Origin of the sequence: Escherichia sp. MOD1-EC6842, assembly GCF_002965705.1 — a bacterium.
Taxonomy (GTDB): domain Bacteria; phylum Pseudomonadota; class Gammaproteobacteria; order Enterobacterales; family Enterobacteriaceae; genus Escherichia; species Escherichia ruysiae.
Map to the genome: position 1 here is coordinate 18,813 of NZ_PTRF01000021.1, position 20,460 is coordinate 39,272.

General features: G+C 51.4%; 17 protein-coding genes and 1 pseudogene. 16 read left to right on the top strand and 2 right to left on the bottom strand.

Annotated elements, in window-relative coordinates:
* Positions 1-231: 231 nt before the first annotated feature.
* The 14 genes from traQ to A7Z29_RS19975 all read left to right on the top strand — a co-directional run bounded on the left by traQ (position 232) and on the right by A7Z29_RS19975 (position 17,153).
* A complete protein-coding gene (traQ, locus tag A7Z29_RS19910; RefSeq protein WP_000049684.1) occupies positions 232-513 on the top strand; it encodes a type-F conjugative transfer system pilin chaperone TraQ in 282 nt (93 codons plus the stop codon).
* Entirely contained in the window at positions 500-1,045 is a 546-nt protein-coding gene (gene trbB / locus A7Z29_RS19915; RefSeq protein ID WP_105290695.1) for a type-F conjugative transfer system pilin assembly thiol-disulfide isomerase TrbB, read from the top strand. The genes traQ and trbB overlap by 14 nt, the downstream gene beginning before the upstream one ends.
* Positions 975-1,289, top strand: a complete 315-nt coding sequence (gene trbJ / locus A7Z29_RS19920; RefSeq protein WP_105290696.1) for a P-type conjugative transfer protein TrbJ — start codon at positions 975-977, stop codon at positions 1,287-1,289. Before trbB ends, trbJ begins: the two co-directional genes overlap by 71 nt.
* Positions 1,290-1,302: 13 nt before the next feature.
* Positions 1,303-1,695 carry an F-type conjugal transfer protein TrbF gene (gene trbF, locus A7Z29_RS19925; protein ID WP_286135419.1) on the top strand — a complete coding sequence of 131 codons (393 nt, stop codon included), beginning with the start codon at positions 1,303-1,305 and terminating at the stop codon, positions 1,693-1,695.
* A complete protein-coding gene (gene traH, locus A7Z29_RS19930) occupies positions 1,682-3,055 on the top strand; it encodes a conjugal transfer pilus assembly protein TraH (RefSeq protein ID WP_105290698.1) in 1,374 nt (457 codons plus the stop codon). The genes trbF and traH overlap by 14 nt, the downstream gene beginning before the upstream one ends.
* Positions 3,052-5,868, top strand: a complete 2,817-nt coding sequence (gene traG / locus A7Z29_RS19935) for a conjugal transfer mating-pair stabilization protein TraG (RefSeq protein WP_105290699.1) — start codon at positions 3,052-3,054, stop codon at positions 5,866-5,868. The genes traH and traG overlap by 4 nt, the downstream gene beginning before the upstream one ends.
* A gap of 32 nt (positions 5,869-5,900) precedes the next feature.
* Positions 5,901-6,407: a conjugal transfer entry exclusion protein TraS gene (traS, locus tag A7Z29_RS19940; RefSeq protein WP_105290700.1), complete on the top strand. Its 507-nt coding sequence runs from the start codon at positions 5,901-5,903 to the stop codon at positions 6,405-6,407.
* 39 nt (positions 6,408-6,446) lie between these two features.
* Positions 6,447-7,178, top strand: a complete 732-nt coding sequence (gene traT / locus A7Z29_RS19945; RefSeq protein WP_123058431.1) for a conjugal transfer complement resistance protein TraT — start codon at positions 6,447-6,449, stop codon at positions 7,176-7,178.
* Positions 7,179-7,430: 252 nt separating this feature from the next.
* Complete coding sequence (traD, locus tag A7Z29_RS19950) at positions 7,431-9,638, top strand: type IV conjugative transfer system coupling protein TraD (RefSeq protein ID WP_105290702.1); 2,208 nt, start codon at positions 7,431-7,433, stop codon at positions 9,636-9,638.
* Positions 9,638-14,908, top strand: a complete 5,271-nt coding sequence (gene traI, locus A7Z29_RS19955; RefSeq protein ID WP_105290703.1) for a conjugative transfer relaxase/helicase TraI — start codon at positions 9,638-9,640, stop codon at positions 14,906-14,908. Before traD ends, traI begins: the two co-directional genes overlap by 1 nt.
* 49 nt (positions 14,909-14,957) lie before the next feature.
* Positions 14,958-15,389 (top strand): hypothetical protein, encoded by a 432-nt coding sequence (locus A7Z29_RS19960; protein ID WP_105290704.1) that lies wholly within the window; start codon positions 14,958-14,960, stop codon positions 15,387-15,389.
* Between the two features lie 22 nt (positions 15,390-15,411).
* Positions 15,412-16,146 (top strand): conjugal transfer pilus acetylase TraX, encoded by a 735-nt coding sequence (gene traX / locus A7Z29_RS19965; protein ID WP_105290705.1) that lies wholly within the window; start codon positions 15,412-15,414, stop codon positions 16,144-16,146.
* A gap of 54 nt (positions 16,147-16,200) precedes the next feature.
* Entirely contained in the window at positions 16,201-16,761 is a 561-nt protein-coding gene (locus tag A7Z29_RS19970) for a fertility inhibition protein FinO (RefSeq protein ID WP_105290706.1), read from the top strand.
* Between the two features lie 134 nt (positions 16,762-16,895).
* Complete coding sequence (locus A7Z29_RS19975; protein WP_105290707.1) at positions 16,896-17,153, top strand: hypothetical protein; 258 nt, start codon at positions 16,896-16,898, stop codon at positions 17,151-17,153.
* Positions 17,154-17,379: 226 nt separating this feature from the next.
* Here A7Z29_RS19975 and A7Z29_RS19980 read toward each other — a convergent pair.
* Positions 17,380-17,469: pseudogene (locus A7Z29_RS19980) on the bottom strand (IS21-like element ISSen3 family helper ATPase IstB); the annotation flags it as partial.
* 155 nt (positions 17,470-17,624) lie between these two features.
* On the opposite strand from A7Z29_RS19980, the gene A7Z29_RS19985 reads away from it, so the two are divergent.
* A complete protein-coding gene (locus tag A7Z29_RS19985; protein WP_088294244.1) occupies positions 17,625-18,509 on the top strand; it encodes an alpha/beta hydrolase in 885 nt (294 codons plus the stop codon).
* 18 nt (positions 18,510-18,527) lie between these two features.
* Here the strand turns inward: A7Z29_RS19985 and nanR are convergent, their stop codons facing one another.
* On the bottom strand, positions 18,528-19,256 hold the full coding sequence (gene nanR, locus A7Z29_RS19990) for a transcriptional regulator NanR (protein WP_105290708.1): 729 nt from the start codon (positions 19,254-19,256) through the stop codon (positions 18,528-18,530).
* A gap of 69 nt (positions 19,257-19,325) precedes the next feature.
* On the opposite strand from nanR, the gene A7Z29_RS19995 reads away from it, so the two are divergent.
* Positions 19,326-20,411: a sialate O-acetylesterase gene (locus tag A7Z29_RS19995; protein ID WP_105290709.1), complete on the top strand. Its 1,086-nt coding sequence runs from the start codon at positions 19,326-19,328 to the stop codon at positions 20,409-20,411.
* Positions 20,412-20,460: the final 49 nt, after the last annotated feature.

Here is a 20,460-nt window from a genome sequence, read left to right on the forward strand (position 1 = left end):
GAGAGCGAGACCAGTGATGGTATGTCTCTGGTTGTCATATAATTTGATGAGATGTTTATAAGTAATGCTATGGCTACATTACCCAGCATTGTTTCCCTGATAATGTCTCTGATGATTTCGAGTGCTTTTTTATCAAAAAATAAACTCATCGTATTAAACCCGTGCTGATTAATATGGCTGTATATTGCTGATGAAATCAGAAATATACTGGATAATAATGGTGTTATTAATATGAGTAAATATAAATTCTCTTTACCCCGCCTTGATATTACAGGTGTATGGGTGTTCTCCCTGGGGCTCTGGTTTCATATTGTTGCCCGTCTGGTTTACAGAAAGCCCTGGATGGCTTTTTTTCTGGCAGAGCTGATTGCGGCCATTCTCGTTCTGTTCGGTGCATACCAGATACTGGATACATGGATAGCCCGCGTCAGCCGGGAAGAGCGTGAGGCACTGGAAGCCCGTCAGGCCGCCATTCTTGCTGCAGAAAAGGAGAGCAGACATGTCTCTCACTAAATCACTGCTGTTCACCCTGTTACTGTCAGCCGCTGCCGTGCAAGCCTCCACCCGGGATGAAATAGAGCGACTCTGGAATCCGCAGGGTATGGCCGCGCAGCCTGCACAACCGGCAGCAGACACATCAGCCAGGACAGAAAAGCCGGCTCCCCGCTGGTTCCGCCTCAGCAACGGCAGGCAGGTTAACCTGGCCGACTGGAAGGTGGTGCTGTTTATGCAGGGACATTGCCCTTACTGTCACCAGTTTGACCCGGTACTGAAACAGCTGGCACAGCAGTACGGCTTTTCCGTTTTTCCCTACACCCTGGATGGTCAGGGGGATACCGCCTTTCCGGAGGCATTACCGGTGCCACCGGACGTGATGCAGACCTTCTTCCCGAATATCCCGGTGGCCACACCGACCACCTTCCTGGTCAACGTCAACACGCTTGAGGCATTACCGCTTTTACAGGGGGCAACGGATGCCGCCGGTTTTATGGCGCGGATGGATACCGTTCTGCAGATGTACGGAAGGAAAAAAGGTGCGAAATAAGCAGGTGGTGTTACTCATTGCCGGAATATCCGGCATCGCGACGGGAATAATCGTCAGCCTGAATATCCCCTTTATCCGTCAGGGGCTTTTTTATCCCGCCAGCCCTGTAGAAATTGTCGTTTCGCTGTGCCTTACCTTTTCTGTTTCTGTTGTGTTTTTTGTGGGGGCAATTGTGGGATGGATTTCAGTGTCTGAAATATATTACAGCCGCATAACCGGTCTGAATGAATCATCAGAAATATAAGAGGAAACTTATGATGACAGAAAACAAAAAGAATCAGGAATTCAAAATCAGAAAAATTAAGCGGGATATTGATCGCAGTTGTAATAATGCCATAAAACACTTCTGGCTTTTTGTGGTTTTCTTTGTTGCCGGATTGCTTTTATGGCACGGTATGCATGCTATTTTCAGCGCCGGTATTGATTCATGGAAAGCAGAACCGGAATTAAATAATTTGATTTATATGTGGAACATCCTGATGTATGCCATTCCGTATACGTTATATGCGCTTGCAGCAGGGTTTCTTGTTACATATTTTCTGTCCACAATGTATGAATTAATATTCGGGAATATCATGATATTCCTGCTGAAACGCCGTATGCGCCGGGAGAACAGTTTCAGGGAGGGGAATAACGATGCCGTGCATTAAACCTCTTCTGGTTCTTTGTGCCGCTTTACTGACGGTCACACCCGCAGCGTCAGCGGATGTGAACAGCGACATGAATCAGTTCTTTAACAAGCTGGGCTTTGCGTCCAATGTCACTCAGGCGGGCGTCTGGCAGGGACAGGCTGCCGGATATGCCTATGGTGGCTCCCTCTATGCCCGCACCCAGGTCAAAAATATCCAGCTGATTTCCATGACGCTGCCGGATATCAATGCCGGATGTGGTGGCATCGACGCCTATCTCGGTTCGTTCAGTTTTATTAATGGCGAGCAGCTGCAGCGTTTTGTTAAGCAGATTATGAGCAACGCTGCCGGTTACTTCTTTGACCTTGCCCTGCAGACAACGGTGCCGGAAATTAAAACGGCAAAAGATTTCCTGCAGAAGATGGCAAGCGACATTAACAGCATGAACCTCAGCTCCTGTCAGGTGGCACAGGGGATTGTCGGAGGATTATTTCCTCAGACTCAGGTGTCACAGCAGAAGGTCTGTCAGGACATTGCCGGTGAGAGCAATATTTTTGCTGACTGGGCCGCGTCCCGTCAGGGCTGCACGGTCGGAGGACAGTCATCGTCTGTTCGTGACAAGGCCAGTGACAAAGATAAGGAACGGGTGCTGAAGAACATCAATATCATCTGGGACTCGCTGTCCAAAAACAGGATGCTTGATGGTAACAAAGAGCTGAAAGAATTCATCATGACGCTCACCGGTACGCTGATTTTTGGGGAAGACAGCGAGATTACCCCCCTGCCGGCGCGTACCACTGACCGCGATATCCTCCGGGCGATTATGGAAGGGGGGACGGCAAAAATTTACCACTGCAACGATTCGGACAAGTGTCTGAAGGTTGTGGCTGATGCAAATGTGACCATCGCCCGGGATAAAGCCCTGAAATCACAGATTACAAAACTGCTCACCAGTATTCAGAATAAAGCGGTGAGTGATACTCCACTGGATGACAGGGAAAAAGGCTTCATTTCTAGCACCACCGTCCCCGTCTTTAAATATCTTATTGACCCGCAGATGCTCGGTGTGTCCAGCAGCGTGGTTTACCAGCTGACGGACTATATCGGCTACGACATCATGCTCCAGTACATTCAGGAACTGCTTCAGCAGGCCCGGGCCATGATTGCCACCGGGAACTATCCACAGACCGTGCTGGACAGTGTGCTGGAGAATCTGAATCAGGCACAGCAACAGATTGCTGTTTTCCAGGGGCAGGTAAAGGTCCAGCAGGATGCACTGCTGGTTGTTGACCGTCAGATGAGTTACATGCGCCAGCAGCTGTCCGCCCGTATGCTCAGCCGTTACCAGAACAACTATCACTTCGGGGGAAGCACACTGTGAATGAAGTTTATGTGATTGCCGGTGGTGAGTGGTTGCGGAATAACCTGAACGCCATTGCCGCCTTTATGGGGATCCGGACGTGGGATTCCATCGAAAAAATTGCGCTCACATTATCTGTTCTCGCAGTGGCTGTGATGTGGGTACAGCGGCACAACGTGATGGATTTGCTGGGCTGGGCGGCGGTGTTTGTGCTTATCAGCCTGCTGGTTAATGTCCGCACATCGGTGCAGATTATTGATAACAGTGACCTGGTCCAGGTTCACCGGGTGGATAATGTGCCGGTCGGACTGGCGATGCCACTTTCACTGACGACCCGTATCGGACATGCGATGGTGGCCGGCTATGAGATGGTGTTCGCTCAGCCTGACAGCGCCACCTACAGCAAAACAGGCATGCTGTTCGGGGCGAACCTGATTGTGAAAAGCACCGATTTCCTGTCCCGGAATCCGGAAATCATCAATCTGTTCCAGGACTACGTCCAGAACTGCGTGCTGGGTGATATTTACCTGAATCATAAATACACGCTGGAAGACCTGATGGCCTCCGCTGACCCCTACACGCTGATTTTTTCCCGACCCAGCCCGCTACGGGGTGTTTATGACAGCAATAATAATTTCATAACCTGTAAGGATGCGTCGGTCACGCTGAAAGACAGGCTGAATCTCGATACAAAGACGGGAGGCAAGACCTGGCATTATTATGTGCAGCAGATATTTGGCGGCAGACCGGACCCGGACCTGTTATTCAGACAACTGGTGAGTGACAGTTACAGTTATTTCTACGGCTCCAGTCAGTCTGCCAGCCAGATTATGCGCCAGAACGTCACCATGAATGCCCTGAAAGAGGGTATCACCAGCAATGCGGCCCGTAACGGTGATACTGCCAGTCTGGTGAATCTGGCCACCACTTCATCAATGGAGAAACAGCGTCTGGCACATGTCTCCATTGGTCATGTGCTTATGCGAAACCTGCCGATGGTGCAGACCATTCTGGTGGGCATTACCATTGGTATCTTCCCGCTTCTGGTACTGGCAGCTGTCTTCAACAAACTGACGCTGTCTGTACTGAGAGGTTATGTGTTTGCCCTGATGTGGTTCCAGACCTGGCCGTTGCTGTATGCCATTCTGAACAGTGCCATGACATTCTATGCGAAGCAGAACGGGGCGCCGGTCGTGCTCTCTGAACTCTCTCAGATACAGCTGAAATACTCTGACCTGGCGTCCACTGCCGGATATATCTCTGCCATGATACCTCCGTTGTCATGGATGATGGTAAAAGGCCTTGGTGCCGGATTCTCCAGTGTGTACAGTCACTTTGCTTCCTCCTCCATCAGCCCGACCGCCAGTGCCGCAGGCAGTGTGGTTGACGGTAATTACTCCTACGGCAACATGCAGACGGAGAACGTGAATGGCTTCAGCTGGAGCACCAACAGCACCACGTCGTTTGGCCAGATGACCTACCAGACCGGCAGCGGTGCAACCACCACACAGACCCGTGACGGTAATATGGTGATGGATGCAAGTGGGGCGATGTCCCGGTTACCGGTCGGTATCAATGCAACGCGTCAGATTGCGGCGGCACAACAGGAAATGGCCCGGGAGGCGTCGAACAGAGCAGAAAGCGCCATGCACGGTTTCAGCAGCAGTATTGCCAGCGCCTGGAACACGCTCAGCCAGTTTGGCTCTAACCGGGGGAGCAGTGACTCTGTCACCGGTGGTGCAGACAGCACGATGAGCGCACAGGACTCCATGATGGCCAGCCGTATGCGCAGTGCAGTGGAAAGCTATGCGAAGGCGCATAATATCAGTAATGAGCAGGCGACAAGAGAACTGGCCTCGAGAAATACAAATGCGTCGCTTGGTTTGTACGCTGATGGTTATATTAAAGGACATTCAGGTATCGAAATACTGGGTAACGGTGGAGGGATTGGTTTCCAGACTGGAGCTAAGGCAAACATTGATGGTAGTGATCTTGACTCACATGAAGCCAGTAGTGGTTCACGGGCCAGCCATGATGCCCGTCATGATATTGACGCTAAAGCCAGTAAGGACTTTAAAGAGGCCAGTGATTACTTTACCAGTCGCAAAGTCAGTGAATCCGGCAGCCATACTGACAATAATGCTGATTCCCGGGTGGACCAGTTGTCTGCAGCCCTGAACTCAGCGAAACAGAGTTACGACCAGTACACGACGAATATGACCCGCAGCCATGAATATGCGGAAATGGCCTCCCGTACTGAAAGCATGAGCGGGCAGATGAGTGAAGACCTGTCGCAACAGTTTGCACAGTATGTGATGAAACGCGCACCGCAGGATGCAGAAGCTATTCTGACAAATACCAGTTCACCGGAGATTGCAGAACGCCGTCGGGCGATGGCATGGTCTTTTGTTCAGGAACAGGTACAGCCCGGTGTTGATAATGCCTGGCGTGAATCCCGTGGCGATATCGGTAAAGGAATGGAGAGCGTACCTTCGGGTGGTGGCAGCCAGGATATTATTGCTGACCATCAGGGGCATCAGTCCATTATCGAGCAAAGAACGCAGGACAGTAATATCCGTAATGATGTAAAACATCAGGTTGATAATATGGTCACAGAATATCGGGGCAATATCGGAGATACTCAGAACAGTATTCGCGGCGATGAAAATACTGTAAAAGGGCAGTATTCTGAACTGCAAAATCACCATAAAACAGAGACATTATCTCAGAATAATAAATATAATGAAGAAAAGCTGGCTCAGAAAAGAATACCTGGTGCTGATAGTCCGAAAGAGCTTTTAGAGAAAGCAAAGCGTTACCGGCATAAAGAATAATCGTAACATGTTGGGTAGGGTATGGAGAGACCATGATTACACAACAAATTATCAGTAGTGAGTTGGAAGTTTTAAAGAAACATATTGACTCAGGAGATATTAGAATTCCGTCGCTATGGCAGGGACTAAAACCCGGGCTTATCATCATGGGATGGATGATTTTTTGTCCCTTGCTAATGTCATTTCTAATAACACAAAAGACAAGTGAAACACTCACTGCTGTGTTAGCCGGAGGATGGCTTGGACTTATTATTCTGTTTATTGTGGCAAGGATTAGAATGTTATATTTCTCTCTGCCGGAAGAATTCCTAAAGACATCATCAGTCATGAGTGTTATATCATCAAAACTTAAAGTGTATTTCATTGTGTATATGGGAATTATATTTTTATGGTCTTTTTTAGGTGGAGGGATTATATACGGTTTTGGCGCAATTTTAGTGACGGTTATTATGGTGTTCTTGATTCAATTAGATATCGGTAGATATCAATTTGTTGGTGTTATTGATGCAATCAATAGTTACGTCAAAAGCAAGAAATAACCAAGAGTAAAATAAAGGATATTAGAGAGTAAATATATGATGAAAACAAAAAAATTAATGATGGTTGCACAGGTCAGTTCCACTCTGGCCCTTTCGGGGTGCGGTGCGATGAGCACAGCAATCAAGAAGCGTAACCTTGAGGTGAAGACTCAGATGAGTGAGACCATCTGGCTTGAACCTGCCAGCGAACGCACGGTATTTCTGCAGATCAAAAACACCTCTGATAAAGACATGAGTGGGCTGCAGGGCAAAATTGCCGATGCCGTGAAAGCAAAAGGGTATCAGGTGGTGACTTCTCCGGATAAAGCCTACTACTGGATTCAGGCCAATGTGCTGAAGGCCGATAAGATGGATCTGCGGGAGTCTCAGGGATGGCTGAACCGGGGCTATGAAGGGGCCGCAGTTGGTGCAGCGTTAGGTGCCGGTATTACCGGATATAATTCCAGTTCTGCAGGTGCCACGCTCGGTGTGGGTCTTGCTGCTGGTCTGGCTGGTATGGCAGCTGATGCGCTTGTTGAAGATATTAACTACACAATGATCACCGATGTGCAGATTGCAGAACGTAGTAAAGTAGCAGTCACAACGGATAACGTTGCTGCGCTGCGTCAGGGAACATCAGGTGCGAAAATTCAGACCAGTACTGAAACGGGTAACCAGCATAAATACCAGACCCGGGTGGTCTCAAATGCGAACAAGGTTAACCTGAAATTTGAAGAGGCGAAGCCTGTTCTCGAAGACCAGCTGGCCAAATCAATCGCAAATATTCTCTGATTATCTTCCGGAGGCTGGTCTGACCGGCCTCCTGACTGACGCCTCGCTTTGCTCGTTGTCCAACCCCGGAAAGAAATAAAATAAATTTTATTTCTCCCCGGCGTTTCCGAAATAAATATGAAAACACTGAGCGGTTGTGCAAATTCTTTGTGCGACCGTGAAGTGTTGCCGGCGAAGCCGGAATTTAACGGTTATTAATCTTTTCATCATTAATAATCAGTCCGACTGACTTTCTTTCTTCGGAATATCATCATGAGTTTTAACGCAAAGGATATGACCCAGGGCGGTCAGATTGCGTCCATGCGTATCCGCATGTTCAGCCAGATCGCCAATATCATGCTTTACTGCCTGTTTATTTTTTTCTGGATACTCGTTGGTCTGGTTTTATGGGTAAAAATAAGCTGGCAGACGTTTGTGAACGGCTGTATTTACTGGTGGTGTACCACACTGGAAGGCATGCGGGATTTAATCAGGTCCCAGCCGGTATATGAGATCCAGTATTACGGCAAAACCTTCCGGATGAACGCTGCTCAGGTACTGCATGAAAAATATATGATCTGGTGCGGTGAGCAGCTATGGTCTGCATTCGTTCTGGCGTCTGTCGTGGCCCTGGTTATTTGCCTGATTACCTTCTTTGTTGTCTCCTGGATTCTGGGGCGTCAGGGTAAACAGCAGAGTGAAAATGAAGTCACAGGTGGTCGTCAGCTGACGGATAACCCGAAAGACGTTGCCCGGATGCTGAAAAAAGACGGCAAGGACTCCGATATCCGGATTGGCGATCTGCCGATTATCCGGGATTCCGAAATCCAGAACTTCTGTCTGCACGGAACAGTCGGGGCCGGTAAGTCGGAAGTTATCCGTCGTCTGGCCAACTACGCCCGTCAGCGTGGTGATATGGTGGTGATTTATGACCGTTCGGGGGAATTTGTTAAAAGTTACTATGATCCCTCCATCGATAAAATCCTGAATCCGCTGGATGCCCGCTGTGCTGCCTGGGATTTGTGGAAGGAGTGCCTGACACAGCCGGATTTTGATAATACAGCAAATACTCTGATCCCGATGGGTACAAAAGAGGACCCGTTCTGGCAGGGTTCAGGACGTACCATTTTTGCGGAAGCGGCGTATCTGATGCGTAATGACCCTAACCGCAGCTACAGCAAACTGGTGGACACACTGCTTTCCATCAAAATTGAAAAACTGCGTACCTTCCTGCGTAATTCACCGGCGGCCAACCTGGTGGAAGAGAAAATCGAGAAAACGGCGATTTCCATTCGTGCCGTGCTGACCAACTACGTGAAAGCCATCCGTTACCTGCAGGGGATTGAGCATAACGGTGAGCCCTTCACCATCCGTGACTGGATGCGTGGTGTCCGGGAAGATCAGAAAAACGGCTGGCTGTTTATCTCGTCGAACGCCGACACCCATGCCTCCCTGAAGCCGGTGATCTCCATGTGGCTGTCCATTGCCATTCGAGGGCTGCTGGCAATGGGAGAAAACCGTAACCGTCGTGTGTGGTTTTTCTGTGATGAGTTACCCACGTTACACAAACTGCCGGACCTGGTGGAGATCCTGCCGGAAGCCCGTAAGTTCGGTGGCTGTTATGTGTTCGGCATCCAGTCCTATGCCCAGCTGGAAGATATTTACGGTGAGAAAGCGGCGGCCACGCTGTTTGACGTAATGAACACCCGTGCTTTTTTCCGTTCCCCGAGCCATAAGATTGCCGAGTTTGCTGCCGGTGAAATTGGTGAGAAAGAGCACCTGAAAGCCAGCGAGCAGTATTCCTACGGTGCTGATCCGGTACGTGACGGGGTATCGACCGGTAAGGATATGGAGCGTCAGACGCTGGTCAGTTATTCCGACATTCAGTCTCTGCCGGATCTGACCTGTTATGTCACCCTGCCCGGACCGTATCCGGCAGTAAAACTCTCACTGAAATATCAGGCACGTCCGAAGGTCGCTCCGGAGTTTATTCCGCGTGACATCAACCCGGAAATGGAGAACCGCCTGAGTGCCGTACTTGCCGCAAGGGAAGCAGAAGGTCGCCAGATGGCCAGCCTCTTCGAACCGGATGTGCCGGAGGTTGTTTCCGGAGAGGACGTGACTCAGGCTGAACAGCCACAACAGCCACAACAGCCACAACAGCCACAACAGCCACAACAGCCACAACAGCCGCAACAGCCGGTGTCTCCTGCCATCAACGATAAGAAGTCAGATTCAGGTGTGAATGTTCCGGCCGGGGGGATCGAGCAGGAATTGAAAATGAAACCGGAAGAAGAGATGGAACAGCAACTGCCTCCCGGGATCAGTGAATCCGGTGAAGTGGTGGATATGGCCGCTTATGAGGCATGGCAACAGGAAAATCATCCGGACATCCAGCAGCAGATGCAGCGTCGTGAAGAGGTGAATATCAACGTGCACCGGGATCGCGGGGAGGATGTTGAGCCGGGAGATGATTTCTGATGTTGAGTTTCAGCGTTGTTAAATCGGCAGGCAGTGCCGGTAACTATTATACCGATAAGGATAATTACTATGTGCTGGGCAGTATGGGAGAACGCTGGGCCGGCAGGGGGGCTGAACAGCTGGGGCTGCAGGGCAGTGTCGATAAGGATGTTTTTACCCGTCTTCTGGAGGGCAGGCTGCCGGACGGGGCGGATTTAAGCCGCATGCAGGATGGCAGTAATAAGCATCGTCCCGGCTACGACCTGACGTTCTCCGCTCCCAAAAGTGTCTCCATGATGGCCATGCTCGGGGGGGACAAACGTCTTATTGAAGCACATAACCAGGCCGTGGATTTTGCTGTCCGTCAGGTGGAGGCACTGGCCTCCACACGGGTGATGACGGACGGACAGTCAGAAACGGTGCTGACCGGTAATCTGGTGATGGCACTGTTTAATCACGACACCAGTCGCGATCAGAACCCACAGTTACACACGCATGCGGTGGTGGCTAATGTCACGCAGTATAACGGCGAATGGAAGACCCTGAGCAGTGACAAAGTGGGGAAAACCGGATTTTCCGAGAACGTACTCGCGAACCGGATTGCGTTCGGGAAAATATATCAGAGTGAGTTACGTCAGCGCGTTGAGGCACTGGGCTATGAAACGGAAGTGGTCGGTAAACACGGTATGTGGGAGATGCCGGGCGTACCGGTGGAGGCCTTTTCCGGACGCTCGCAGGCTATCCGGGAGGCTGTCGGGGAAGATGCCTCGCTGAAATCCCGGGATGTGGCGGCGCTGGATACGCGTAAATCCAAACAGCATGTCGATCCGGAGATCAAAATGGCCGAGTGGATGCAGACGCTGAAGGAAACCGGGTTCGACATCCGGGCATACCGTGAAGCGGCGGACCGGCGGGCTGAGAACAGTCTGCAGAAGTCTGAAACGGCGGTGCAGGACGGACCGGATGTGCAGCAGGCGGTGACACAGGCGATTGCCGGATTAAGTGAACGCAAAGTGCAGTTTACGTACACGGACGTGCTGGCCAGGACGGTCGGCATACTGCCGCCGGAAGCCGGTGTGATTGAGCGGGCGCGCGCCGGTATTGATGAGGCCATCAGCCGTGAGCAGCTTATCCCCCTCGATCGTGAGAAGGGGCTGTTCACGTCCGGGATTCATGTGCTCGATGAACTGTCAGTCCGGGCACTCAGTCGTGACATCATGAAACAGAACCGGGTGACCGTACATCCGGAGAAAAGTGTCCCCCGGACTGCCGGTTACAGCGATGCCGTCAGTGTTCTGGCACAGGATCGTCCGTCGCTGGCCATTGTGTCAGGTCAGGGCGGTGCAGCCGGGCAGCGTGAGCGGGTGGCTGAACTGGCAATGATGGCCCGGGAGCAGGGGCGGGAGGTGCAGATTATCGCTGCTGACCGTCGCTCACAGATGAACCTGAAGCAGGATGGACGGCTGTCCGGTGAACTGATAACCGGGCATCGTCAGTTGCTGGAAGGCATGGCCTTCACACCAGGCAGTACCGTTATCGTCGACCAGGGTGAAAAACTCTCCCTGAAAGAGACGTTAACCCTGCTGGACGGTGCCGCACGTCATAACGTACAGGTCCTGATAACCGACAGCGGACAGCGAACCGGCACAGGCAGTGCGCTGATGGCCATGAAAGATGCCGGGGTGAACACATATCGCTGGCAGGGGGGAGAACAGCGACCGGCCACCATCATCAGTGAACCTGACCGAAATGTCCGCTATGCCCGGCTGGCCGGAGATTTTGCGGTCAGCGTGAAAGCCGGAGAAGAGATCGTGGCACAGGTCAGCGGGGTACGGGAACAGGCCATACTGACACAGGCCATTCGCAGTGAGCTGAAAACACAGGGCGTGCTCGGACACCCGGAGGTAACCATGACCGCCCTTGCACCGGTCTGGCTGGACAGCCGGAGCCGTTATCTGCGGGATATGTACCGACCAGGGATGGTGATGGAGCAGTGGAACCCGGAGACACGCAGTCATGACCGCTATGTGATTGACCGGGTGACGGCGCAGAGTCACAGCCTGACCCTGCGGAATGCGCAGGGCGAAACGCAGGTGGTGCGTATTTCCTCCCTGGACAGCAGCTGGTCGTTGTTCCGGCCGGAAAAAATGCCGGTGGCAGATGGCGAGCGACTGAGGGTGACAGGGAAAATTCCCGGACTCCGCGTCTCCGGCGGTGACCGCCTGCAGGTGTCGTCCGTCAGTGAAGACGCGATGACGGTTGTTGTGCCGGGGCGGGCTGAACCGGCCTCCCTGCCTGTGAGCGACTCACCATTCACGGCACTGAAGCTGGAGAATGGCTGGGTGGAAACGCCCGGGCATTCCGTCAGCGACAGTGCGACGGTTTTTGCCTCCGTCACACAGATGGCAATGGACAATGCCACCCTGAACGGTCTGGCCCGCAGTGGTCGTGATGTCCGGCTGTATTCCTCACTGGATGAAACCCGTACTGCGGAAAAACTCTCCCGCCATCCCTCCTTTACGGTGGTTTCTGAGCAGATAAAAGCGCGGGCCGGTGAGACATTGCTGGAAACCGCTATCAGTCTGCAGAAAGCCGGGCTTCACACGCCGGCACAGCAGGCCATTCATCTGGCCCTTCCGGTGCTGGAAAGTAAAAACCTGGCCTTCAGCATGGTGGACCTGCTGACAGAGGCAAAGTCGTTTGCTGCAGAAGGAACCGGTTTTACTGAACTGGGAGGGGAAATCAATGCGCAGATAAAACGGGGTGATTTACTGTATGTGGATGTGGCAAAAGGCTATGGCACAGGCCTGCTGGTTTCCCGTGCGTCGTATGAGGCAGAAAAGAGCATCCTTCGCCATATTCTCGAAGGTAAGGAGGCGGTCACGCCGCTGATGGAGAGAGTATCTGGCGAACTCATGGAGAAACTGACATCAGGACAGCGCGCCGCCACCCGCATGATACTGGAAACGTCCGACCGTTTCACGGTGGTGCAGGGCTATGCCGGCGTGGGTAAGACCACACAGTTCCGGGCGGTGATGTCAGCCGTGAACATGCTGCCGGAGAGTGAACGTCCCCGTGTCGTGGGGCTGGGCCCCACGCACCGTGCGGTCGGGGAGATGCGCAGCGCCGGCGTGGATGCACAGACGCTGGCGTCCTTTCTGCATGACACGCAGCTGCAGCAGCGCAGCGGAGAAACGCCGGATTTCAGCAACACGCTGTTCCTGCTCGATGAGAGCTCAATGGTGGGCAATACCGACATGGCACGGGCATACGCCCTGATTGCGGCCGGTGGTGGTCGTGCCGTGGCCAGTGGTGACACGGACCAGCTGCAGGCCATCGCGCCCGGTCAGCCTTTCCGTCTCCAGCAGACGCGCAGTGCTGCCGATGTGGCCATCATGAAGGAGATTGTGCGTCAGACCCCGGAACTGCGGGAGGCGGTATACAGCCTGATTAACCGGGATGTGGAAAGGGCACTGTCCGGGCTTGAGAGTGTGAAACCGTCTCAGGTGCCACGTCTGGAGGGCGCATGGGCACCGGAGCACTCCGTGACGGAGTTCAGTCACAGCCAGGAAGCGAAACTGGCAGAAGCGCAGCAGAAGGCGATGCTGAAAGGGGAGGCTTTCCCGGATGTCCCCATGACACTGTATGAAGCCATTGTCCGCGACTATACCGGCAGGACACCGGAAGCACGGGAGCAGACGCTGATTGTCACGCACCTGAATGAGGACCGGCGCGTGCTGAACAGCATGATTCATGATGCACGGGAAAAGGCCGGAGAGCTGGGGAAAGAGCAGGTCATGGTGCCTGTTCTGAACACAGCGAATATACGCGACGGGGAGCTGCGTCGTCTCTCCACCTGGGAGAATAACCCGGATGCCCTTGCCCTGGTGGATAATGTGTATCACCGGATTGCCGGTATCAGCAAGGATGACGGGCTGATAATCCTGCAGGATGCGGAAGGTAACACGCGGCTGATTTCGCCCCGGGAGGCGGTGGCTGAAGGCGTCACACTGTACACTCCGGACACCATCCGGGTGGGAACCGGTGACCGGATGCGCTTCACGAAGAGTGACCGGGAGCGTGGTTATGTGGCCAACAGCGTCTGGACGGTGACAGCGGTTTCCGGTGACAGTGTCACGCTGTCGGACGGACAGCAGACCCGGGTGATTCGCCCCGCTCAGGAGCGGGCAGAGCAACATATTGACCTGGCCTATGCCATCACTGCGCACGGTGCGCAGGGGGCAAGTGAAACCTTTGCCATCGCGCTTGAAGGTACGGAAGGCGGCCGGAAACAGATGGCCGGCTTTGAGTCAGCCTATGTTGCCCTGTCGCGTATGAAGCAGCATGTGCAGGTGTACACCGATAACCGTCAGGGCTGGACGGATGCCATTAACAATGCCGTACAGAAAGGAACTACCCACGATGTGCTGGAGCCGAAAGCTGACCGGGAGGTCATGAATGCAGAGCGGCTGTTCAGTACGGCACGAGAGCTGCGGGACGTGGCGGCAGGGCGTGCCGTTCTCCGTCAGGCGGGACTTGCCGGGGGAGACAGTACTGCACGGTTTATTGCACCTGGGCGCAAATATCCGCAGCCGTATGTGGTACTGCCGGCGTTTGACCGTAACGGCAAGTCAGCAGGTATCTGGCTGAACCCACTGACCACGGATGACGGAAACGGGCTGCGGGGATTCGGCGGTGAAGGCCGGGTGAAAGGCAGCGGGGATGCGCAGTTCGTGGCCCTGCAGGGCAGCCGTAACGGAGAAAGCCTGCTGGCTGATAATATGCAGGATGGTGTCCGGATTGCCCGTGATAACCCCGACAGCGGTGTGGTGGTGAGAATCGCCGGTGAAGGTCGTCCGTGGAATCCCGGTGCCATCACCGGTGGTCGCGTGTGGGGGGATATCCCGGACAACAGCGTCCAGCCGGGAGCCGGAAACGGTGAACCGGTCACGGCAGAGGTACTGGCACAGCGGCAGGCAGAAGAGGCCATCCGCCGTGAAACGGAACGCCGTGCGGATGAGATTGTCAGAAAAATGGCAGAGAACAAACCTGACCTGCCTGATGATAAAACGGAGCATGCAGTGAGGGAGGTTGCCGGGCAGGAGCGTGACCGGACTGTCACTTCTGAACGGGAAGCCGCACTGCCGGAGAGCGTGCTGCGTGAACCACAACGGGAGCGGGAAGCGGTCCAGGAGGTTGCCCGGGAAAATCTGTTGCAGGAGCGACTTCAGCAGATGGAACGGGATATGGTTCGTGACCTGCAGAAAGAGAAAACGCTGGGCGGGGACTGATGCTGTTGACCCGGGCCGTTTGTGTTAACCCCATAAGGAGATTGCTGATATGGAAACTTACCCTGGCCCTGATGATATCCGGAAAAACACAGCAGACATACTGAAAGCGTTAACCGTGGACAATATTCCTGAGCGTCATGGCTTTACGGTGGAGTTGGCATCGCTGAAAAACTGCATAAACGATGATGAGTATTGCTACATGACGTTTTATGAAACGGGGTACGCTTTCCTGAAAGCCTTACTGAGAACCCGGCTGAGACTTAAAAAAACCGACCCCGCGCATCCGTTGCTGCCCCTCATCTCTTCGTCGGTGGAAGCACTCAGAACACAGCTCAAGGAAAATGAAGTTTACGTCCGCCTTTTAATCAGGATGGATGCTGTTTCCCCACGGGTTGGTGTAATGAATGTGTCTCTTCTCGGCCTTACCGCAGTGATGATACTGATTCTGGGGGGATCTGTGCTGGCACATGTATGGCTTTAAAGTTTTCTGAAGGCGTGATGATATGGAGAATATGAATAACACAGCCAGTGTGGTCATGAAAACCCGGGAGTGGCCGGAGCGCCTTCTTGTCTGGTCCCCCGGACAGCGGGATATCATCAAAACTGTGGCTCTGGTACTGATGGTGCTGGACCACATCAATCTGATATTTCAGCTGAAGCAGGAGTGGATGTTTCTGGCCGGGCGGGGTGCGTTTCCGCTGTTTGCCCTGGTGTGGGGGCTGAATCTGTCCCGCCATGCGCATATCAGGCAGTCGGCCATTAACCGGCTGTGGGGATGGGGAATTATTGCCCAGTTCGCGTATTATCTGGCAGGCTTTCCCTGGTATGAGGGGAATATCCTGTTTGCCTTTGCAGTTGCGGCACAGGTACTGACATGGTGTGAAATGCGCAGCCTGTGGCGTTCTGTGGGGACCATGTTATTGCTGGCAGTATGGTTGCCTTTGTCCGGCACCAGTTACGGCATTGCCGGGCTGCTGATGCTGGCGGTCAGCCACCGGCTGTACCGGGCGGAAGACAGAACGGAACGTCTGGCGCTGGTTGCCTGCCTGCTGGTCATGATTCCGGCGCTTAACCTTGCCTCCAGTGATGCGGCGGCGGTGGCCGGCCTTGTGATGACGGTGCTGACCGTTGGTCTGGTGTCGTGTGCAGGGGAATCATTACCCCGTTTCTGGCCCGGGGATTTTTTCCCGACTTTTTATGCCTGTCATCTGGCGGTGCTGGGCGTTCTGGCACTGTGACGGGTGTGGTATCTTTGACCGTAACAGGATGATTCGTCAGAGGCAGAACACAGTATGACAGAGCAGAAGCGACCGGTACTGACACTGAAGCGGAAAACGGAAGGGGAGACGCCTGTCCGCAGCCGGAAAACTATCATCAATGTCACCACGCCACCAAAGTGGAAGGTGAAAAAGCAGAAGCTGGCCGAGAAAGCGGCCCGGGAAGCAGAGCTGGCGGCAAAAAAAGCGCAGGCCAGACAGGCGCTGTCCATTTATTTGTCTCTGCCCACACTGGATGATGCCGTGAACACCCTGAAGCCCTGGTGGCCGGGATTATTTGACGGTGACACACCCCGGCTTCTGGCCTGCGGTATCCGGGACGTGTTACTGGAAGACGTGGCGCAGCGGAATATCCCGCTCTCTCATAAAAAACTGCGCCGTGCGCTGAAGGCCATCACCCGTTCAGAAAGCTATCTGTGTGCCATGAAAGCCGGTGCCTGCCGGTATGACACGGAAGGGTATGTGACGGAGCATATTTCTCTGGAGGAGGAAGCGTATGCGGCAGCGCGTCTGGTGAAAATCCGCCGTCAGAACCGGATAAAGGCTGAACTTCAGGCTGTGCTTGATGAGAAATAAAAAGGCCTCCCCGAAAGAGTGAGGAGGCTGAAACAATAAGGCTTAAAAGGAAATAACTTCCATACCCGAAAGGAAGTCAGTCCCTGAATTATTTAACACCATAATACTGACGGGTTAAAGGGGGAGTGATAAAGATGAATGGATTCAGAAACCGTTCACGAAACGGTCAGGTCTGGCGCTGGCGGCGTGCCGGAGGCTGGGCTGTAACTCTGGAAGTCAGGGGACGCTGGATGGAAGCTGCTGAAGCATGGCGACGGGCTGCCTGTATAGCTCCCCGGACAGACTGGCAGCAGTTTGCCCGGCAAAGGGCTGAACACTGTCGCTGCTGGAGCAGGGGGAACGAAAAAGCAGCCTCCTGCGACCAGGTGCAGGAGGCTGAAAGGAGTTCATAAATATTGATTTTCTGACTATCCGGTCGGGCAGGATGACCGGATGCTTCTGAGTAGCACAGAGTTTTTTCCGTATTAAGTCGCGATTTTATATTTTGTGATTAATTTCACAAAACAAGGTGTTATTCAATGTGGGCTGCAATATTCAGGATGCCTGAAATACGGAGGCCATTGATTTGTTATGGAGAATAATATGAGTTGGTTACCTCCATTCATGGGCTACTGCCTATTGTGACAGCGCAGGCACTGCGCTTATATGGCTCTTCAGTTGTAACTGTTCGGCGAGAGTCATCAGTCGTTGATGTTGTAGTTCTATCATCGCGCTACTCAGGTTTTGATATCCCTATAGCTCTTCACTGACGATACAGTGCCGTAGCAACAGGCTGAACTTGTCCCTGGCTTTTGTGATACAGGCAGATATTTTGTTTACTCCTTAATGGTATACTTGGTACTCCAATGTAGAAGAGGGATTATATGAAATCTGTTCTTGATGAGAATATGCACCATTTATCACAACTATCCCGCCATATTGATTTAAGGGGTAAGGAAATTTTTGAGGATGATTTTTACGGAAAAGTTTATGATGATCCTGAACATCCGGGTGAATATCATTTGAACCGTGTCGTTACAGATGTAAGGTCCCCTCTGTTGACTGTTTTTAAGCCCGAAAAAAGTAATGGCACAGGTATACTTGTCATCCCCGGGGGGGGGTATCAGGCTGTCATGTTTGACAAGGAGGGAACAGCATTAGCACCATTCTTTTTGTCTGAAGGGTATACTCTCTTTGTTCTGACTTATCGTCTTCCTTCTTCTGAAACCGAAGAAGGGAAAAACAGAGCCCTTAATGATGCAGTACAGGCATTGTCTCTTATCAAAAGAAATGCGGAACAATGGGCGCTGCAAAAAAACAGAATTGGTGTACTGGGGTTTTCAGCTGGGGGGCATATTGCTGCCAGCCTTATATCCTGTCTTGACCGGCACGGGCAAAGTGAATGTCCAGACTTTGCTGGACTTATCTACCCGGTTATATCAATGAGTGATGAAATAACCCATCAGGGCTCAAAAGAGAGACTGCTGGGTCTGGAGGCTTCAGACAGTACAGTGATGCAACACAGCATTGAAAACTGCGTGACCAGTACATTTCCTCCGGTGTTTCTTCTTCATTGTTGCGATGATCCGCTTGTTCCGGTTAATAACAGCCTCAAAATGTACCAGGCGTTATTGAAACATAATGTTCCGGTCGAGATGCATTTATTTCAGTCAGGAGGGCATGGGTTCGGTGTTCAATGGGCTCGAGAATTGCCTGTTCATATATGGCCTGAGTTGTTTGTCGCATGGTTAAAATCCCAGTTAATATAAATTTACCATATCCACACCTTAACTAAGGCGGCGCTGAAGATGAATTTCCATCAATAATTCTGCTTTATCGGCATCATGTTCTATTATTGCTTGGAGTATTTCAATGTGTTGTAAATGTGTATTTTTATTTTGTGTATATGTCATATTGTTCTTCTCCAAAGGTTTTGCCATGATTAACCATTCAGAAAATGCAGTGTGTATTGTCTGCAAAATTTTGTTTCCTGGAATTTCTGCCAGAATACGATGAAATTCAATGTCATAATGAGAATAGCATTCGGTTGTTTTCAGACAGTTGTGGTGCACAGCAAGAATATTTTTAAGTCTGTTGATATCCTCTTCAGAGGCTTTTTTTGCGGCATAACGAACAAGGTTGGTTTCAAAGAAAATGCGTAACCTCTCAAATTCAGTCACGCCATCTTCTGTAGCCAGGAAATCTTTAACAATACCGGATAAACCGTTAATAATAGTTTCTGCCGATGGGCGGGATACGCTGGCCTTCTCTCCTTTGTTATATTTTATTAATCCCTTGTGTCTTAGTGTGCTGAGAGCTTCCCTCACTGAAGGACGTCCTACACCGAAGAATTCCATCATCTCTCTTTCTGAAGGTAGGTATTCACCTTCTTTAATTTCTTCGCGACGAATCATTCCTTCGAGTTCTTCAGCTACGATTTCAGAAAGTTTTTTTGTCACAACAGGTTTTCTTTTAGCTGTCAGTCCACTTACTGTTTTTTTCTCATTATTAATCATACGGATATCTGCTGATGGATTGGAACAACGTTTTCAGATCTTGCCATATATACAAGAGATATTAAAGCAATGAAAAAAAGAATTTCTCAAGAAAAAACATCCTGTTCTTATATGTATCATATTGATAATAAAAATAATTATGAAGAATGCTCTCTTCCGGAAGAAAGAGAGGTTGATTTCTGGTATGTACTTCCTCTGGCCGGCCAGTCCAATGCAATGGCTTACGGGGAAGGATTACCTCTTCCTGATTCACTGGATCGTCCAGACCCCAGAATCAGGCAGTTAGCGCGCAGAGCATCAGTCACGCCAGGCGGAAGGAGTTGTAGCTATAACGAAATAATCCCTGCGGATCATTGTCTGCATGATGTGCAGGACATGAGTATTTTTAATCATCCCCGGGCAATACTGGAGAAAGGACAATATGGGTGTGTAGGTCAGGGTTTGCATATTGCTAAAAAGATGTTGCCTTATCTTCCTGATAATGTGGGTATTCTTTTAGTTCCCTGCAGTCGTGGCGGAGCTGCGTTCACGTCAGGAAATACAGGCTCATTCAGCCTATGCTCAGGAGCAAGCGGTGACTCCATGCGCTGGGGGATTAATATGCCTCTGTACTTTGATTTAGTCAGCAGAACGAAAGCGGCTCTTGATTTTAATCCCCGTAACAGACTTCTGGCTGTTTGCTGGATGCAGGGGGAATTTGATCTTATGTCAGAACATTATCAGGAACAGCCCCGCTTGTTTAACGATATGGTGGATGCTTTCAGGGGCGAGTTACAAGATTATTCGGAACGCTGTAACTCGGGTAATAGTTATACCGTGCCGTGGTTATGTGGCGATACCACATGGTACTGGAAAACAGAATATCCGGAATCTTATGCCTGTATATACGGAAATTACAGGAATCAATTAGAAAGGTATGTGTACTTTATTAAATTTCAGGACGAGCAAGAGAGAGGATTAACTAATGAACCGGAGGAAGACCGGGATAATTCCGAGTATGGATATTTGGGCTCTGGATGGAGAACGGAATCAAACTGGACGACACCACTAAGAAGTTCTCATTTTAGTAGCCAGGCTCGACGAGGTGTGGTGGCTGGAGGTTTTGCAAACGTGATAGTCAGATTAATGAAAGCAAATGATAACATATTGAAATAAAAATGTTTATTGAGGTGGTGAAAAATTATTCGTGAAAATGATCACATAA

Bases quoted from the DNA above. Each gene is read 5' to 3' on its own strand.
- traQ (WP_000049684.1), top strand. From the start codon at position 232: ATGAGTAAATATAAATTCTCTTTACCCCGCCTTGATATTACAGGTGTA.
- trbB (WP_105290695.1), top strand. From the start codon at position 500: ATGTCTCTCACTAAATCACTGCTGTTCACCCTGTTACTGTCAGCCGCT.
- trbJ (WP_105290696.1), top strand. From the start codon at position 975: ATGCCGCCGGTTTTATGGCGCGGATGGATACCGTTCTGCAGATGTACG.
- trbF (WP_286135419.1), top strand. From the start codon at position 1,303: ATGACAGAAAACAAAAAGAATCAGGAATTCAAAATCAGAAAAATTAAG.
- traH (WP_105290698.1), top strand. From the start codon at position 1,682: ATGCCGTGCATTAAACCTCTTCTGGTTCTTTGTGCCGCTTTACTGACG.
- traS (WP_105290700.1), top strand. From the start codon at position 5,901: ATGATTACACAACAAATTATCAGTAGTGAGTTGGAAGTTTTAAAGAAA.
- traT (WP_123058431.1), top strand. From the start codon at position 6,447: ATGAAAACAAAAAAATTAATGATGGTTGCACAGGTCAGTTCCACTCTG.
- traD (WP_105290702.1), top strand. From the start codon at position 7,431: ATGAGTTTTAACGCAAAGGATATGACCCAGGGCGGTCAGATTGCGTCC.
- traI (WP_105290703.1), top strand. From the start codon at position 9,638: ATGTTGAGTTTCAGCGTTGTTAAATCGGCAGGCAGTGCCGGTAACTAT.
- A7Z29_RS19960 (WP_105290704.1), top strand. From the start codon at position 14,958: ATGGAAACTTACCCTGGCCCTGATGATATCCGGAAAAACACAGCAGAC.
- traX (WP_105290705.1), top strand. From the start codon at position 15,412: ATGGAGAATATGAATAACACAGCCAGTGTGGTCATGAAAACCCGGGAG.
- A7Z29_RS19970 (WP_105290706.1), top strand. From the start codon at position 16,201: ATGACAGAGCAGAAGCGACCGGTACTGACACTGAAGCGGAAAACGGAA.
- A7Z29_RS19975 (WP_105290707.1), top strand. From the start codon at position 16,896: ATGAATGGATTCAGAAACCGTTCACGAAACGGTCAGGTCTGGCGCTGG.
- A7Z29_RS19985 (WP_088294244.1), top strand. From the start codon at position 17,625: ATGAAATCTGTTCTTGATGAGAATATGCACCATTTATCACAACTATCC.
- nanR (WP_105290708.1), bottom strand. From the start codon at position 19,256: ATGATTAATAATGAGAAAAAAACAGTAAGTGGACTGACAGCTAAAAGA.
- A7Z29_RS19995 (WP_105290709.1), top strand. From the start codon at position 19,326: ATGAAAAAAAGAATTTCTCAAGAAAAAACATCCTGTTCTTATATGTAT.